The sequence below is a fragment of the Allobosea sp. NPDC003192 genome (assembly GCF_050275675.1).
In the GTDB taxonomy this organism is placed as follows: domain Bacteria; phylum Pseudomonadota; class Alphaproteobacteria; order Rhizobiales; family Beijerinckiaceae; genus Allobosea.
In genome coordinates, this window is the sequence record NZ_JBNNPK010000001.1 from 182,937 (window position 1) to 198,903 (window position 15,967).

The 15,967-nt window shown below is 61.4% G+C and carries 12 protein-coding genes and 1 tRNA gene; 10 read left to right on the forward strand and 3 right to left on the reverse strand.

Features of this window, described 5'->3' with window-relative positions; all coding sequences use genetic code 11:
• Positions 1-2: 2 nt before the first annotated feature.
• Together ACQKLX_RS00890 and ACQKLX_RS00895 are read right to left on the reverse strand one after the other, a co-directional pair.
• Complete coding sequence (locus ACQKLX_RS00890; protein WP_427358637.1) at positions 3-1,193, reverse strand: D-alanyl-D-alanine carboxypeptidase family protein; 1,191 nt, start codon at positions 1,191-1,193, stop codon at positions 3-5.
• 70 nt (positions 1,194-1,263) lie between these two features.
• Positions 1,264-2,370 (reverse strand): septal ring lytic transglycosylase RlpA family protein, encoded by a 1,107-nt coding sequence (locus ACQKLX_RS00895; RefSeq protein WP_427358638.1) that lies wholly within the window; start codon positions 2,368-2,370, stop codon positions 1,264-1,266.
• A gap of 481 nt (positions 2,371-2,851) precedes the next feature.
• On the opposite strand from ACQKLX_RS00895, the gene ACQKLX_RS00900 reads away from it, so the two are divergent.
• The 5 genes from ACQKLX_RS00900 (at position 2,852) to ACQKLX_RS00920 (ending at position 7,601) form a co-directional block, all read left to right on the forward strand.
• Positions 2,852-2,941 (forward strand) — tRNA-Ser (locus tag ACQKLX_RS00900).
• Positions 2,942-3,495: 554 nt separating this feature from the next.
• Positions 3,496-4,335 (forward strand): FkbM family methyltransferase, encoded by an 840-nt coding sequence (locus tag ACQKLX_RS00905; RefSeq protein ID WP_427358640.1) that lies wholly within the window; start codon positions 3,496-3,498, stop codon positions 4,333-4,335.
• 171 nt (positions 4,336-4,506) lie between these two features.
• Positions 4,507-5,568, forward strand: a complete 1,062-nt coding sequence (gmd, locus tag ACQKLX_RS00910) for a GDP-mannose 4,6-dehydratase (protein WP_427358642.1) — start codon at positions 4,507-4,509, stop codon at positions 5,566-5,568.
• Positions 5,558-6,508: a GDP-L-fucose synthase gene (gene fcl / locus ACQKLX_RS00915; RefSeq protein ID WP_427358643.1), complete on the forward strand. Its 951-nt coding sequence runs from the start codon at positions 5,558-5,560 to the stop codon at positions 6,506-6,508. Before gmd ends, fcl begins: the two co-directional genes overlap by 11 nt.
• A 301-nt stretch (positions 6,509-6,809) precedes the next feature.
• Entirely contained in the window at positions 6,810-7,601 is a 792-nt protein-coding gene (locus ACQKLX_RS00920) for a polysaccharide pyruvyl transferase family protein (protein ID WP_427358645.1), read from the forward strand.
• A gap of 243 nt (positions 7,602-7,844) precedes the next feature.
• Here ACQKLX_RS00920 and ACQKLX_RS00925 read toward each other — a convergent pair whose 3' ends face one another.
• A complete protein-coding gene (locus ACQKLX_RS00925) occupies positions 7,845-8,750 on the reverse strand; it encodes a glycosyltransferase family 2 protein (RefSeq protein WP_427358646.1) in 906 nt (301 codons plus the stop codon).
• A 375-nt stretch (positions 8,751-9,125) separates the two neighbouring features.
• Between ACQKLX_RS00925 and ACQKLX_RS00930 the strand changes: the two genes are divergently transcribed.
• From ACQKLX_RS00930 to ACQKLX_RS00950, 5 genes are all read left to right on the forward strand, one after another.
• Positions 9,126-11,741 (forward strand): glycosyltransferase, encoded by a 2,616-nt coding sequence (locus tag ACQKLX_RS00930; RefSeq protein WP_427358648.1) that lies wholly within the window; start codon positions 9,126-9,128, stop codon positions 11,739-11,741.
• A gap of 171 nt (positions 11,742-11,912) precedes the next feature.
• Positions 11,913-12,704 (forward strand): ABC transporter permease, encoded by a 792-nt coding sequence (locus ACQKLX_RS00935; RefSeq protein ID WP_427358650.1) that lies wholly within the window; start codon positions 11,913-11,915, stop codon positions 12,702-12,704.
• Between the two features lie 69 nt (positions 12,705-12,773).
• Positions 12,774-13,526: an ABC transporter ATP-binding protein gene (locus tag ACQKLX_RS00940; RefSeq protein ID WP_427358652.1), complete on the forward strand. Its 753-nt coding sequence runs from the start codon at positions 12,774-12,776 to the stop codon at positions 13,524-13,526.
• A 29-nt stretch (positions 13,527-13,555) separates the two neighbouring features.
• Positions 13,556-14,533 (forward strand): glycosyltransferase family 2 protein, encoded by a 978-nt coding sequence (locus ACQKLX_RS00945; protein ID WP_427358654.1) that lies wholly within the window; start codon positions 13,556-13,558, stop codon positions 14,531-14,533.
• 111 nt (positions 14,534-14,644) lie between these two features.
• Positions 14,645-15,466 carry an FkbM family methyltransferase gene (locus tag ACQKLX_RS00950; protein ID WP_427358656.1) on the forward strand — a complete coding sequence of 274 codons (822 nt, stop codon included), beginning with the start codon at positions 14,645-14,647 and terminating at the stop codon, positions 15,464-15,466.
• Positions 15,467-15,967: the final 501 nt, after the last annotated feature.

Genomic DNA, 15,967 nt, shown 5'->3' on the forward strand with positions numbered 1-15,967 from the left:
GCTCAGCTCCGCTTCAGGGCCTTGCGGACCCAGCCGGTCGCGGCCTCCATCAGCGCATCGAGCGCCCGCTGCTGCAAGCTGCCGACCGCGACGCTCTCCGCCGCATAGAGCGGGATATCGAGCGTCTTGATCTCGCCGCGCATCACCAACAGGCGGCCGATCTCCGCGCCCTCCGCCACCGGCGCCTGCAACGGACCGCGATAGACGATGCGGGCGGCGAGGCGCTCGCTGCTGCCGCGCGGCACCAGCAGGTTGACCGCTCCCTTAGCCTTCAGCGCGACCCGCCCCTTCTCGCCGCCGAAGACGCTGGCCTCGCCGACGCTCTCGCCTTCGGCGAAGACCTGCTTCTGCTCGAAGGAACGAAAGCCCCATTCGAGCAGCTTGCGGGCTTCGCTGGCGCGGTCGCGGGCATTCTTCAGGCCGTTGACCACGACGATCAGCCGCTGGCCCTTCTGCAAGGCCGAGCCGACGAGGCCATAGCCGGTCTCGTCGATATTGCCGGTCTTGAGGCCGTCGGCGCCGATGTCCATGGCGAGCAGCGGGTTGCGGTTGCTCTGCTTGATCTTGTTCCAGGTGAAGTCGCGCTGGCCGAAGATCTTGTAGAGCTCCGGATAGGTCTTGATGATGTGGTCGGCGAGCAGAGCGAGCTCGCGCGCCGTCACCTTCTGCTGCGGGTCGGCCATGCCGGTGGCGTTGCGGAACTGCGACTTGGTCAGCCCGAGCGCGTGGACGCGCTCGGTCATGATCCTGGCGAAGCTGGCCTCGTCGCCGGCCACCGCCTCGGCCAGCGCGATCGCGGCGTCATTGCCGGACTGCACGATCAGGCCTTGCAGGAGGTCGCCGAGCTTCACGCGGCTGTGGACGATGGCGAACATGGTCGAGCCGCCGGAGACGCCGCCGCCCTTGCGCCAGGCGTTCTCGGAGATCGAGATCTCGGTCTCCAGCGTCATCTTGCCGGCAGCGATCTCCTGGAAGGCGACCAGCGCAGTACCGAGCTTGGCCATGCTCGCCGGCACCATCAGCTCATCGGCGGCCTTCTCGTAGAGCACGGCGCCGCTGGCAGAATCGAGCAGGACCGCATAGGGCGCGGCCGATTGGAACGCCTGCGCGCGGACAAGGCCCGGCGCCAGCACCAGCAGGGCCACGCAGACGGCAAGAACCTTGCTCCAAACCGGACAGTAGGCGCGCGCCATCCCTGATCGACCTTGCGTCATATCGAGATCAGATGATGCGCCGGTCCGGGCGGTCAAGCCCGGATTGGAATCAATTCCGGGCCAGCGGCTGCTGCGTCTGCAGCTTCAGCCCGGCGGAGAGCGGCTGGCTCTTGGCGAGGCGGATACCCGAGGTCTTCTCGGGAGCGGTGACCAGGCTGGCCGTGCGCGGCACCGGCTTGGGGGCGGTCACGAGATTCGGACGCAAGACCGGAACCAGCTTGCCAGCATTGGCGGTGGCGCCGAGATCGAAGGGCCGGGACGGCGGCAGGCGGATACCACGGACCGGCACGCCCTCCGCGGACGAGGTCGACGCGACAGTGGCGACGATCGGGCTCTGCGCGGCGATGGTGCGCGGCTGCTCGGGGGCATAGGCCTGCACGACGGGCTGGGCCGCGATCGGAGCCGGAGCGGGCTCCGCCCGGGCGGGCGCCGGCGGAGGTGCCGGCCTTGCAGCTTCGTCGTCAAGATCCGGTCCGGCTGAGCGGCCGAGATCGACCCGCTGCGAAGCGCTCGCGATCATCGTGCGGCTGCTCTGGCCCGGGATCGAAGCGGCAGAGCCGTCGGTGCGCAGCGAGGCGAGCAGCATGTTGTCGTCGGAGCCGGCCAGCGAGGCCTGGCCGAGATACTCGATCTTGACGCGCGCCGTGCCCAGGTGCCGGAAGGCCAGTGCATCGGCGGTCTTCTGCGAAACGTCCATGACGCGGCCGCCATGGAACGGACCGCGATCGTTGACGCGCACAATGATCGAGCGGCTGTTGGTCATGTTCGTGACGCGGGCATAGGCCGGCAGCGGCATGGTCGGATGCGCGGCGCTGATGCTCATGCGGTCATAGACTTCGCCATTGGCGGTGCGACGGCCGTGGAAGGCCTCGCCATACCAGGAGGCGGTGCCGACTGCTGTATAGCCAACCGGCTTTTCGTAAGGAGTGTAGCGCTTGCCGGCGACCGTATAGCTGCGCCCGATCAGCTCGCGGCCGCCGCCCTTTGGCACCGGCTGCCCCTCCTCGACGACGCGAGCGCTGGCGGGGCCGTATTTGGAAGACGGAAAAGCGCCGATCTCTTTCGACTTGCCGCGGCGGGCGACCTGGTCATTGGCGCAGTTCGCCAGGAACAGGCCGGCGAGCACGACGCAGCCAAGACGGGTCGCCGTGGCCAAGGAAGCAGAAGCGCGAGGGGCGTCGCCGGAGTCGGTCAGGGGGATGGCCACCGCCGGTGCGCTCGTGCCTCGCATCATGCCGCATTCCTGTTCGTCGCGCCGAAAACGCTACGCCGCCCAAGCCACCATCAGTGGCAAGGTCGCAGTTTTCGACCAATTCCATTAAGGGATCGTTAAGCGGCGGAAGCGCGTACGCGCCACCGTCAACGGAAGCCCAGCCCAGCCCAGCCTTTGGGCGGGCACAAAGGTGTCGAAAATGCGGCAACTGTCAATCGGCGACCACCCCGGCGCCATTTTTCGGTGGAGCGTGACAAGCCTGCAACGCTTGAATCCGCTTGCCGGCCCAGCCTTGCAACGAGACCGCAACGCCATCATAAACCTCTGATATTACGCGTATTTTCTGGGGACCGATAACTGATTATCGCAACCTCGCCGCATGCGGCTTGCAAAAATCGGCAGGGACCGGCAATGACGGTGCGCCGGAAGGGTGGCCGAGTGGTTTAAGGCAGCGGTCTTGAAAACCGCCGTGGGTGCAAGCCCACCGTGGGTTCGAATCCCACCCCTTCCGCCAAAAGCTCGTGAAATGCTTGCGATATACGCAGTGGCTGACGAGGCGCGTCCCTCGCAGGCAAATATCGTCAGCGATCCGATCCGCAGCGTTCCGTTGCCCCCGAGAAGCGCCTCCCCTCGCCTTGAGGCAGCTCTTTTTGAGGCAGCTCTTTGGCCCGGCCCGTGTCGCACCTGGGGCGGGGGCAGCCGCCGCAATGCAGAGCGATCAGGACGCGGCCCGGCCAGGCAACTGCTTACAGACCCATCGAGACGAGAAGATCAGAAGCTCGGCTCCATTCCTGCCTCCGATGCCGGGCGCCCGAGCAGGACGGCACCAGGAAAGGACCAACCTTCGCACCCACGGTTCGCACGTCAAAGATCAGCCGCAGCGCCTGAAGCAGACCATCCTCAGACAACATCGATCCAGCCGGGAGTCGCGGTTAAGAATGTTGCGAAACTTGGGAGCACATGCGATGGCGATGCCGCTGGTTTGATGGAAGATCGCGGCACGATGCGATCAAGCGACATGACCGAAGGAATGAAGGGTTGAGCGAGTTGTCATTGATAGGACGAGTGGTGCGCAAACTCGCCGGCCGGCCGAGCGATGATCATCGGCATCACAAGCAGTCGGCCCTGGCAGATCTTCTCGTCTCCTCGACTCCGGAACGCTTCGGTGTCGACCTTGCCGATGCGCTCGAGCATCGCCCGGAAATGACACTGGACGTGGTCAACCAGCGGGTCATTGCCTATCAATTCCTTGCGCACCTCGGAAACATCATCCGCCGTTTCCGGATCGACACGATCATCGATGCGGGAGCCCACTCGGGCCAGTACGCCTCGACTGTTTACGGCTATGCCGGCTTCAAGGGCCAGATTCATTCCTTTGAGCCAGTAAAGCGTTATTTTGACGTTTTGAACTCCCATCTGCACTACTATCCTGGATGGAGCGCCTATAATCTGGCGCTTGGCGACGAGCCGGGGCCGGCTCAGATTTTCGTCGGCGGCGGCCACGGCGGAACTTCCTCGCTCCTGGCGCAGACCGAGCATCTGACGACTTTCGCCTCTGCCAATACTCTCGGCGAACCGGAAGATATCGAGGTCCGGCGCGTTGACGATATGTTCGGAGAGGCTCTCAGCGATCCGGAACGCCGAGTGATGCTCAAGCTGGACGTTCAGGGCTTCGAAGAGCGTGTTCTGCGTTCGGCAGGACGTTTCGTCGAGTCCTTCAAGCTCGTTCAGGTCGAAGTCTCGAGCGTCGACCTCTACGCGGGACAAGGCAGCGTCGGAGCCATCGTGTCCTACCTGGAAAATTTAGGGTACACGCTGGTCTTCACGGTCAATAGCTTCAGCCCGCAACCGTCGATCTTTATCGACTACGACTTTATCTTCTGCAGACGCTCCGAGATCGTGAGTTGATCGGCCGCATTTCGTTCGGACGCCTGCACCGGAAGCAGTTCCCGGGATATGCAGGCACCGCACGGTAGCCTTCGCCGGCATCAGCGTGGCGCCTGCGGTCAAGGCGCTCGGCCGGTTTCGCCAAATAGCAGGGTGAAACGAGCCCTGGCATAGACGGATTTGGAGTTAGCCATGACAAGACGCGCGTTGATAACGGGCATCACCGGCCAGGATGGCGCCTACCTGGCTGAGCTGCTGCTGTCGAAGGGATATGAGGTTCACGGCATCAAGCGGCGGTCGTCATCGTTCAACACCCAACGCATCGACCATCTCTATGCCGATCCGCACGAGATCCAGGATCCCCGCTTTGTCCTTCACTACGGGGACATGACTGACTCGACGAACCTGATCCGGCTCTTGCAGCAGACGCAGCCGAGCGAAATTTACAATCTCGCAGCGCAAAGCCACGTTGCCGTGTCATTCGAAAGCCCGGAATACACAGCCAACGCCGACGCGATCGGGCCTCTGCGACTGCTGGAAGCCATCCGCATCCTCGGGATGGAGAAGCGGACACGCTTCTACCAAGCCTCGACGTCCGAGCTGTACGGTCTCGTGCAGGAGACGCCGCAGCGAGAGACTACGCCGTTCTATCCGCGCAGCCCCTATGCCGTCGCCAAGCTGTATGGCTACTGGATCACGGTCAACTACCGTGAAGCCTATGGCATGCACGCCTCGAACGGCATCTTGTTCAACCACGAAAGCCCGATCCGCGGCGAGACGTTCGTCACCCGCAAGATCACCCGTGCCGTGGCGCGCATCTCGGTCGGGCTGGAAAGCTGCCTCTATCTCGGCAACCTCGACGCTCGGCGCGATTGGGGCCACGCCCGCGACTATGTCGAGGGCATGTGGCGCATCCTGCAGCGGGACGAGCCTGGCGATTATGTTCTGGCAACCGGCGAGACCAGATCGGTGCGCGAGTTCGTCGAACTCGCCTTTTCCCATGTCGATCGCAACATCACCTGGCGCGGCGAGGGAGTGAACGAGACCGGTATCGACTCCGCGACCGGCAATGTCCTGGTCAGGATCGAGCCGCGGTACTTCCGCCCGACGGAAGTCGATCTGCTGCTCGGCGATGCGTCCAAGGCCAAGGCTGAACTTGGCTGGTCGCCCACGACGCCGTTCCATCAACTGGTCAGCGAAATGATGGAGAGCGACCTCGCCGCTGCCCGGAAAGACGCCGCCGATGTCGCCTGAGATCTTTTCCCTCGCCTCCAAACGGGTCTGGGTCGCAGGCCACCGCGGAATGGTCGGCTCCGCGCTGCTTCGCCGCCTCGAACGCGAGCAGTGCCAGGTCATCACGGCCGGGCGGGGCGAACTCGATCTCAGGGACCAGGCATCGGTCCGAACATGGATGACGCGCGAGCGTCCGGAGGTGATTTTCCTGGCCGCAGCGAAAGTCGGCGGTATCGTCGCCAACGATACGCTGCGCGCGGAGTTCCTCTACGACAACCTGATCATCGCAGCCAACATCATTCACACCGCCCATACGCTCGGCGTCGAGAAATTGATGTTCCTGGGGTCGACCTGCATCTACCCTAGGCTCGCGCCTCAGCCATTGAGCGAAGATTCCCTTCTTACCGGCCCTCTGGAGCAGACGAACGAGCCCTATGCGATCGCCAAGATTGCGGGGATCAAGCTCTGCGAGACCTACCGGGCGCAGTATGGGGCGGACTTCATCTCCGTCATGCCCACCAATCTCTATGGTCCGGGCGACAACTACGACCCCGAGCACAGCCACGTCGTTGCGGCGTTGTTGCGGCGTTTCCACGAAGCGAAGCTGGCGGAGGCTCCGGAGGTCGTCGTGTGGGGAACCGGCACCCCACGGCGCGAATTTCTCTATGTCGACGAGATGGCCGACGCCTGCGTTTTCGCGATGACGCGCTATTCAGGAGCGGAGATCCTGAACATCGGTACTGGCGAGGATATCGCGATCAAGGATTTCGCGACGTTGGTGGCCGAGGTGGTGGGTTACCGCGGTCAGATCCGCTACGATGCAAGCCGCCCTGACGGAACGCCGCGCAAGCTGGTCGACGTATCGAAGATGGAGAAACTCGGGTGGCGGGCTTCGGTGCCGCTCGTCGAGGGCCTCAAGCTGGCCTACGACAGCTTCCTGGACGCCCGGAAGTCGTCCTGACATGGGCGAACTTGGACGACGCCAAGACACTGCCCGCTCACCCTCTTTTCGGCGGGGCTCTTCGAGGGGACTAGGCTGGATCGCTTCAGATCGGTCAGCCCCCTGCCCCGCATAAGCTCGAGCGTGACGCCCTTTGCGGCTTTGTGAAGAACTCAATCGCGGGGCTCTCTAAAACGACGCTCGCCCAAGTAGGCATGCAGGCAACAAGACCAGAAGGTCGTCGTCCTTTCCGCAGCAAGGCTGCCTAAGAAGCAATATTCTTGCCTGACGCTCAGAAATCCAAACTTGGAGATGCTTACAAATGGTACGCGCGTTTTGGATGCCGAACCACAATTTCGGCGACAATCTCAATCATTATATTCTTTCGCGTATCGCCAAGGACGGCGTCGTCTTCACCGACATCTTGGATGCCGAGACAAAGGTCGTTTCGATCGGTACGATCCTGGGCTGGTGCAATGAAACGACGATCGCGTGGGGCCCGGGCCTCGGCAACGTCGGCGATGCCGTGAACCCCTTGGCGACGATTCGGGCGGTGCGAGGCCCCCGCTCGCGCAAGCGCGCGCTGGAATGCGGATGCAAGTGCCCGGATGTGTTTGGTGATCCCGCGCTTCTTATGCCGCGCATCTATCGGCCCGTCACGGAAGTCCGGCACAAGGTCGGCCTGATTCCACACTATGTCGACCAGAAGGTCGTCTATCAGCGCTATCGCAATACCGACGCCTCGATCCGGGTCATTGATATCCTCGACACGCCCGAGCGCGTCGTCGATGCGATCGCAAGCTGCGAGATGATCCTTTCCAGTTCGCTGCATGGCGTTATCGCTGCACATGCCTATGGAATTCCTGCCGCCTGGGTCGAGTTCGGCGACAAGATCGGCGGAGACGGAACGAAATATCACGATTATTTTGAATCTGTCGGATGCACCGTCGCCGATCGCATCAACTGTCGGGACATGCCGGCCGCCGGTACGATGCTGTCGCGAGCAAAGTCTCATCTGGAGCTGAAAGTTCATATCGATACTGATCCGCTGCTGGCCTCCGCTCCTTTTGAGCTCGCACCGAACTTCGGCAGCGGAGGTGCCATAAGGGCTTGAAAGGCAACCTGAGCCTCCGCCCTTCTTCCGAGTTGCGGCAATCCGTGGTCCGGGCGCATGACAGGAAGTGGTTCTCGGATCGATCCGACGATCCCAGGACAATCCAGCAGCATCGAGCTTTCGGCCGCTCGCCGAAGGCTCTTTGTCATTTCGAGCTCAGCAGAAGTGGAAACCCGTTGGAAAAACACGCGGCTTCCGAAAGAGCGCTTCCGTCAACCTTCGCGAGGCGGAAATGCTCGAACTTCAGGCCCCATGGGCATCAGGCGCCCCACTCCGCTCGGGATCGCCGGACGGGAATGAACTCCACCATTTTTTCAGATGCAATGTGAGCCGTGGTCGGTACCACAGCGATCTAAGCATCCAAATGCCCCCGGCAATTCGGCGTCCGGACTTGAAGCGCGCCGCCGCTCGCTCGAGCGCGAGGTAAGCAGCCAGATTGCGACGCGCGCTCGCCGGCATGTTCGGGCGCGGGTCATCGAGCCCGAATTTGAGCGCGATCAGGTTCGCGGCCTCGTCGACATTCGCGACCGTGGCGTTGGCGCCGACATTGATCCGGGCTCCCAGATGCGGCGCGACCTTCAATGCTCCCCCGGCCCTGGCTAGGCGGATGAACCAGTCGAGGTCCTCCAGGCGCCGCAAGCTGGTATCCAGAGGGCCGATCTGCGCGAACGCCCTTCGGGAAATCAACGCGGTCGACCCCGGGCAATGCCAGCAGCCAGCGCAGAAATCCGCAAGGGCGGCGCTTTCGATGGGGAGCATATCGTCGCTACCCCGTTCTCGAGAATAGCGAAAGGCGCTGGCGATCACCGTGAGGGGGGCCTCGCCATCGGCGATCGCGAGCTGCGACGCGAGCTTGCCCTGCATGAACTCGTCGTCGGAATCGAGGAAGGCGATCCATTCCCCACGGGCAGCCGCAACACCCGTGTTGCGAGCCGCCGCCGCCCCGGCGTTGATGTCATGGCGAACCAGATTGACACGCGGATCGGCTGCTAGATCGTCCGGAAGGGCGAAGATGGGATCGGACGCATCGTCGACGAGCACCACCTCCAGCGAAACGCCGGCCTGCGCCAAGGCCGACCGCAACGCCTTGGTTGCCGTTAAGGGACGATTGTAAACTGGAATGACTACGGAAACGACCGGCAGCGACATCGACTCAGCCCAACTCACATTCGGCAGCGCGAGACGCGCCTCCGGCAAGATACGTCTTGGCAAGCCCTGATGAGAGCCTTGACCCAGCCTGGTACACACTAAGGACGAGCTACTAAATGCCCTCTCTCCCCGGTGCCAGATCCTACATTCGATCTTCCGACATCAGCCTTGGTCTCAAGCCTTGTGATGCTGAGGCGGTGTGCTACAAGCGCCCCGCCACGTAACTCTGTGCTTGCCTTCTGCGTCGGCACGACCGTCTCCCAACCAGCTCCCGCAAAATGAAGGAGCTGGTTTTTTGCGGTAATCAATTGACGTATCGAGTGAAGCTACGGCCCAGCAGGCCGGCGCTGCTGACTGGGATTTCGGAGAAGGACAATGGAGACCAAGGCTCTGCTGAAGGACGAGGCGGTATCGCCTACCCTCGTATCGGTCTTGATCCCCGTCTACAATGTCGAAAAGTACCTTGAGGAGACCGTTCGGAGCATCCTGAATCAAAGTCACCGCGATCTCGAGATCCTGCTGCTCGACGATGGCTCGACGGATGGTTCGATGGCTGTCGCGTCCAAGCTGGCGGCCACCGATTCGCGGATCGTGATCCTGCCTTCAGCCGGTCATAACCGGGGCGTCGTCGCAACGCGCAACGATCTCCTTCGCGCTGCGCGTGGTGCTTATATCGCCTGGAATGACAGCGATGACATCAGCACGCCGGATCGGATCGCGCGTCAGCTCGATTTTCTGAAGAAGAACCCTCAGTTCGGCGCCGTAGGCACGGGTATCGTCTTCGCTGACGAGAACCTCGTACCCCAGAGCTCCACTAGCTATCCGGCAGACCCAGAGAGGCAGCGTACCGACCCCTATTTGTGCTGCGCGACGATCATGGCGACACGCGCTGCGGCGCAAGATGCCGGCCTGTTTCGCCGCGTTTTCCGGTTCGGCGGCGAGGATGGCGACTGGATATTGAAGATGTCGGACAAGCACGACGTCACCAACATCCCCAACGCGCTCTACACCTATCGTCGCCATCCGCAATCGCTCACGCACAATCTGCAGAACTGGTCGTTGACCGTGCGGATTGGTGTGTTTGCGCGCTATGCAGCGCGATTGCGTCGTTCGGGGCATGCCGATCCCGTCGATGCATTGGATGATACCCGGTTACCCGAGCAGCTCAATGCCTGGGCATTCCTCGACAACACATCGCTGTCCCACGAGGAGATTCTGACGGCTCTGTCCCGGCGATTGGATGGCGAAGCGCCAGCCCTGTCCATTCTCCATGGGTTCGTCGCGGAAGATGCGGAGGCGCGGGCAATCGTCTCCGGCTACGACCGCCAAACCTTCCATTCCTTCGAGGTGTTGCTCGCCGTAAGGCAGAAGGATCTGCCTCGGATCGAGGCGATCGTGAAACGAGCCCAGGCCGACATTCGGCTTGTCCCCATCGCAGAGGGAGCGCCTTGGCCTGCGCTGATCGAGGCCGCCCGTGGCCGCTATCTGTTCATGCTGAGCGCCGACAACAAGCCGCCTCCGCCCTGGGCCGTGCACGAATTCGTATCTCGCTGCCTTCAGGCTCGCGACAACAATGCGGAACTGCCGCGCGATTGTAAAAGGATCGAGGTCACTGGCGAAGTCCTGCGAGCCGGCAAGCGTCATCGGCTTGCCATGAAGGCGGATGAGGCAAAAGCCTTGCTGCTTCAGCCTGACGGCAGGCATCTTGGGCTGATCATCGAGGCGGCGGCGGAGTCCGGTCTGGCCAATGTTTGGCACCGGACCAAGGTGGTCTATCGCAATCACGGCGCCATAGCCGTTTTGGAGGCCACTGCCCGGAACCTCAAGCTGATGGCCAAGCGATTGGCCGCCCGGGTCATTTATAAGTGGCTTGCACCGCGAATTCTCAAGTCCGACCGGGGGCAGGCATTCCTCAACCTGCCACCGATGAGGCGGCTGAAGGATAAGCTCCGCACAAAAGTCCTGCAGCACTCCCCCGATTCCTCGCTGGTCGAGATCGAGGCCGCTCCGCCGCCGCCGGTCGTGCCGAAGACCTTTCCGATGGACTATGCCAAGGCCGCGGCGGAGGCCAGGATCAAGGTCGGAGTCTATGAATGCTGGGGCGATTTCGTCGACTCCCTGCATTTTATGACCCCGGACGGCACTCCGTTGGTGGACGGCGTCATGTTCGCTCCCATGGAGGAAGTCGAGAATCCTGACTTTGTGCTCGTTCTGAACACGCCGGCGCAGGAGCAGGTCACCGCGACGATCGCGCCCGAGCGCCTGTGGTTCGCCATAGGGGAGCCCCCGACTGCGATACATCGCCCCTTGCACCGCGGCCAGGGGACGCATTCGACGATCGTGACATGCGATCTGTCCTTGCCGGACGGGGACGCGCGCGAGCGGCGGTACATTCATGCCCCGGTGATGACCCGAACTTGGCATGTCAAGCGGCAGTACCGCGAACTGGAGGCAATGGAGCCGCTGGACAAGCAGAAGAAGCTGTCCTGGGTCACCAGCAACCTGCGCATTCTCGAGGGCCACCGCTATCGCATGCAGTTTCTCGACAAGCTTCGCGAGCGGGTCGATTTCGACCTTTTCGGGCGGGGGTTCGACCCGATCGACGACAAGTGGGATGCGATCGCGCCCTATCGGTACTCGATCGCCTTCGAGAACGTCGCAGCACCGCTCTACTTCACTGAAAAGCTCATGGACTGCTTCGTTTGCCAGACGATGCCGTTCTATTTCGGCGATCCCGAGATCGAAAAACGGTTCCCACCGAAATCGATGATCCGGATCGATCCGGAAGATCCCAAGGTCTTTGACATGATCCGCGACATTTCGGCTTCCGAGCTATGGAAGGAGCGTCAGGGCGACATCGCAGAGGCTCGTGAGCTCGTCCTGAAGAAATACAACATGTACCGGGTCCTCGCTGATCGCATACGCGAAGCTGCCCTGGTACCGCCGAGGGAGGCCACGGCCCTCCAGATCAAGCGCCAAACCGTCCTCTGAGCAATTGTGTCTTTGCCTTATGCAGACCAGCTTCCTCCCTTTAGCTGTAGCAATCGGCCACTTGTGCCGACGTGTGTCGGCTTCGGGCCTGGAAGCGCTACGTAACACAGCATCCTTCCGAACATCACTCGTGCGCGCACGACCCGATGGATGTCAAAAAGGAGAATCCTTTTGATTCTGTCCGCCGAAAAAAAGTATTCGCTCATCCTTGACCGCGTCTGGCTGCCGCACAGTCTGCATTTTCTGCGGCGCGACATCGCGCGACAGTATGACCGAACCGCATTCGGCTTTGTCTGGCTGTTCATTTCGCAGACCATCACTATTGGCGGCATCGCCTTCGTGTTTTCTACGGTCTTCCGAACCGATCTGAAAGACTTCTTCCCTCATCTCGCGATCAGCATCCTGTCATGGAATATGATGAGCGGCGCGATTGCAGAGGGTCCGCGTGTCTACCACGCAGCGGGACCGATTTTGAATGCGTTTCCTGTCCCTTATGCCACGTTCGCTTTTCGCATGGTCCTGCGCTATCTCGTAGCGTTCTGCTTTGGATTGCCAATTTATTTCGCTGTCGCAATCTGGTTCAAGGTTCCATTTTTTCCTAGTATTTTACTTTCATTTATAAATATCCCAATTCTACTTTTGCTCCTCTACCCTCTTTCAAATGTACTCGGCATCGCTGGCGCACGCTTCCGCGACGTAGCCCCAACCGTAGGGTCCTTGATCTATCTTCTGTTTTTGGTTTCACCGATCCTTTACAAACCCAACGCAATTACAGAAAAGGCTCAGTTCCTGCTGTTCCTTAATCCATTTTATTACCTCTTGGAGCTTGTTCGCCTTCCTTTCCTCGGAGGAGTTCCTCCGCTGCATGTCTATGTCGTGGTGCTCGCCATGACCGCGCTGGCCTGGATCTGCTCCTCGCTTGCCAACAAGCGCTATGGGAAATATCTCGTGTTCTGGGTCTAAGCGCCTCAAACCAAACATCTCCTTTGCCGGCCCCCAAGACCGGCGACCGCCTCAGTTGGAGTAAGGCGTGTGATCATTTTTGAGAACGTCACGATCGATATTCCGGTCATTCTTCAGGACGGAGCCTCGTCATTCAAGAATACCTTGGCGCGGAATGTCGGAGGCGTAATCAGCGGTAAAGGACTTGCTCGCAAACGCGTGATTCGGGCCCTGGACAACGTCTCTTTCTCGCTCCCACCCGGCGGGCGTCTGGGACTGGTCGGCCACAACGGGGCGGGCAAGACGACGTTGTTGAAGACGGTCGCGGGGCTTTACCCCATCTCCGCCGGCCGCGTGCAGGTCGATGGCAGCATCCGCACCTTCTTCAATCTCTCTGCCGGCCTCGAGCCATCCTTGTCGGGATTGAGCAATATCCGGAACGTGGCGCTTTATTACACGCAGGACAGCAAGGAGATCGACGATCTGGTACCGAGCATCGTGGAATTCTCCGAGCTCGGGGAATTCATCGACTTGCCGGTCTCGGCCTATTCGGCCGGTATGCTGGCTCGGCTGATCGTCGGGATCGCTCTCAACTTCAAAGGCGATATTCTCGTCATGGATGAGATGCTTGGTGCAGGCGACGCTCGTTTCATGAAAAAGGTCATGGGCCGCGTGGAACGGATGATGGAAGAGGCACGTACGCTGGTGTTCGCTTCGCACGCGACCGAGATCGTCCGGCAGTTCTGCACAACCGCATTGTGGCTGGACAAGGGAAGCATCCGGATGGAAGGAGATGTGATCGCGGTCACGGACGCATTCCACGCTACGCTCGACGCCAGCTGAATGCGGAAGGGCTACTGGCGGATGCCAGAATGATCACGATCATCGTCGTAACGCGGAACCGCGCAGCACTCCTGGAAGAGTGCCTCGCGAGCTTGTCCCAGCAGCAAGCGCCGGGTGATTGGCGGGTGCTTGTCGTCGACAACGGCTCCAGCGACGATACCAACCTCGTCACCACCCGCTACAGCGCGTCGAATCCTCGGTTCTCTGCCATTTCGGAGGCCGAGCCGGGCGCGAGCCGGGCCCGCAATCGCGGCGCGACTGAAGCGAACACGCCTTACCTGTTGTATGTCGATGACGAGTGCACGTTTCCGGATGGATACGTTGCACTCGCCCAGGAAATCGCCGCAGGGCAGCAACCGGCCTGTTTCGGTGGCCCTGTCTTGTCTCGGCATCACGCCCATCCACCTGTGCCAGCCTGGTTCAAGCCGGATTACGGCGCTTTTTCCCTGCCCCACAACAACCGCCCGGGACTACCGCCGCGCTTGAGCGCCGGAAACCTGGGCGTGTCCCGAGAGGCGCTTTTCGAGGTTGGCGGCTTCCCGGAAAGCTACGGGCCGGTTGGCTCATTGATGCGCTATGGCGAAGAGAATGCCGTGATCGCGGGAATGTGGGATCGCTTCGGGGCGGAGCGCGTGGTCTACGAACCAAAATTAATCAATCGCCATCTCGTACGACCCGAAAAGTTCAGTTGGCGCTTCATTTTGAAGGATCACTTCCTTCGCGGCCTGGCGCGCGGACGGCTAAAGGCGGCGGGACTTGGCGAGGATAGCCGTATTCATGACGGCTCCGCCAGCGCGAGCGCCCCAGCTTCTCGAAATGGTTTTGCCTTGGCGCGCCTCCTCGTCGACGGGCTGCTCGATGTGACGTTCTTGCGGCTTGTGACGGAATCGAAGCGTTTTCCCAATTGGCAGAATGTTGTGTACGAGCGGTGGATGCGCTATGTCGCCGCCGTCGGGGTCGGGGTCGGTTACCTCAAGGGCAAGTTTGAAGGCCAGCCCGCCGGCTAGCGGCTTTTGAGATCCAACCGGCGTGACCCCGCGACCACGAATTTTGTCTCCTTGCTGACAGACCACACGGTTTGAGCTTTGGAGATGTTGTAAAGAACTCCATGCGCTCGAATGGCCGGAGCGCGCGAAAAGAAGGTTGCTCGGATGTCTACGCCAAATTACGAGTCAAAGCTTTACGGGCTGCGCTACTTGTTCTCGTATCTTGAGCAGGCTCGTGCCGCCAATTTTCGGGATGAACGCGTATTTGACGAAATGGAATTTCTTCTCGAGCTGGCCAATTTCAAAGGCCCCAGGACTAGCCAGCTGGGTCAGGACGTCTTTGCGCTCGCCATGAACGGCTATAAGCGGGACGGGTATTTCGTCGAAGTTGGCGCGCACCATGGCGAGCAGCTTTCAAACACCTGGATGCTCGAGAACGGCTACGGCTGGGATGGGCTCCTGATCGAACCGAACCCTGCCCATCAACACAATCTGAGCATGCGCTCGGCGCGACTTGTCGGTTACGCCGCATGGAAGCGCTCTGGCGAGAAGCTCAACTTCCACGCGACCGCCGATAGCGCCCTGTCGTCGCTGGCCCATGTGAAGCCGTCCGATGCACATGACCGCACGAACTTCAAAGCCCTGGTGGTCGAGACGATGACGCTCGACGACATTCTCACCAGCCGGAAAGCGCCGAAGGTCATCGATTTCATGTCGATCGACGTCGAGGGCGCCGAGCTCGACGTGCTGGATGGCCTCAGCTTCGACAAATGGCAGATCAACGCGATCTGCCTGGAGCACAACCACGACAAGCCGCGGCTTGAAGCCATCGATCGTCGCTTGGCGGCAGCCGGCCTGCAGCGGGTTTTCGAGATCGTCTCCGACTTCGACGCCTACTATGCGCAGCCTGCCGCCTATGAAGCGTGGCGCAATTCCGTCGCGAAGCGTGGGTAGTCGCGGGGTCGGCTCCAAAAGCAGGACATGCGATTGAGACCGGCCATTCGGTGCCCGAGATAGTGCGGGCCCGCCACGGATCGGCCGCTGGCGCAAGCCACTCCTCGCCGGCCGCGGGGAGCGGCCATCGCTCCGAACGAGCATGCGCAAAGGCATCGCGTCGCTTGGGGCGATGAGCTTGTGCAAGCGCGCTGAAGATGACCTGGTCGGCACAGGGGCCGGCCTCGCATCCAAAACGGCATGCTGCCGAGCCCTCTTCCCAAAGACTGGCGTGTCTCGACCTGTTGCTACGCGCTCCGATTGAATGCGCCCTTGCGCGTGTCTCGCCTCTGCAGGTCTCGCCTCTACAGGTCTCATGGCGCCCGGCCGCAAGGTCCGAGCAACCGGGCGCTGTCTGCTGGCAAAGGGGCCTGCCTCGCTCGGAGCCACCCGGGGTGAGCGTGCTCGCTTGCCATTTCGGAATGTCGATGCCCTAATCCAAGGATCGCTCGGCGATCGCCG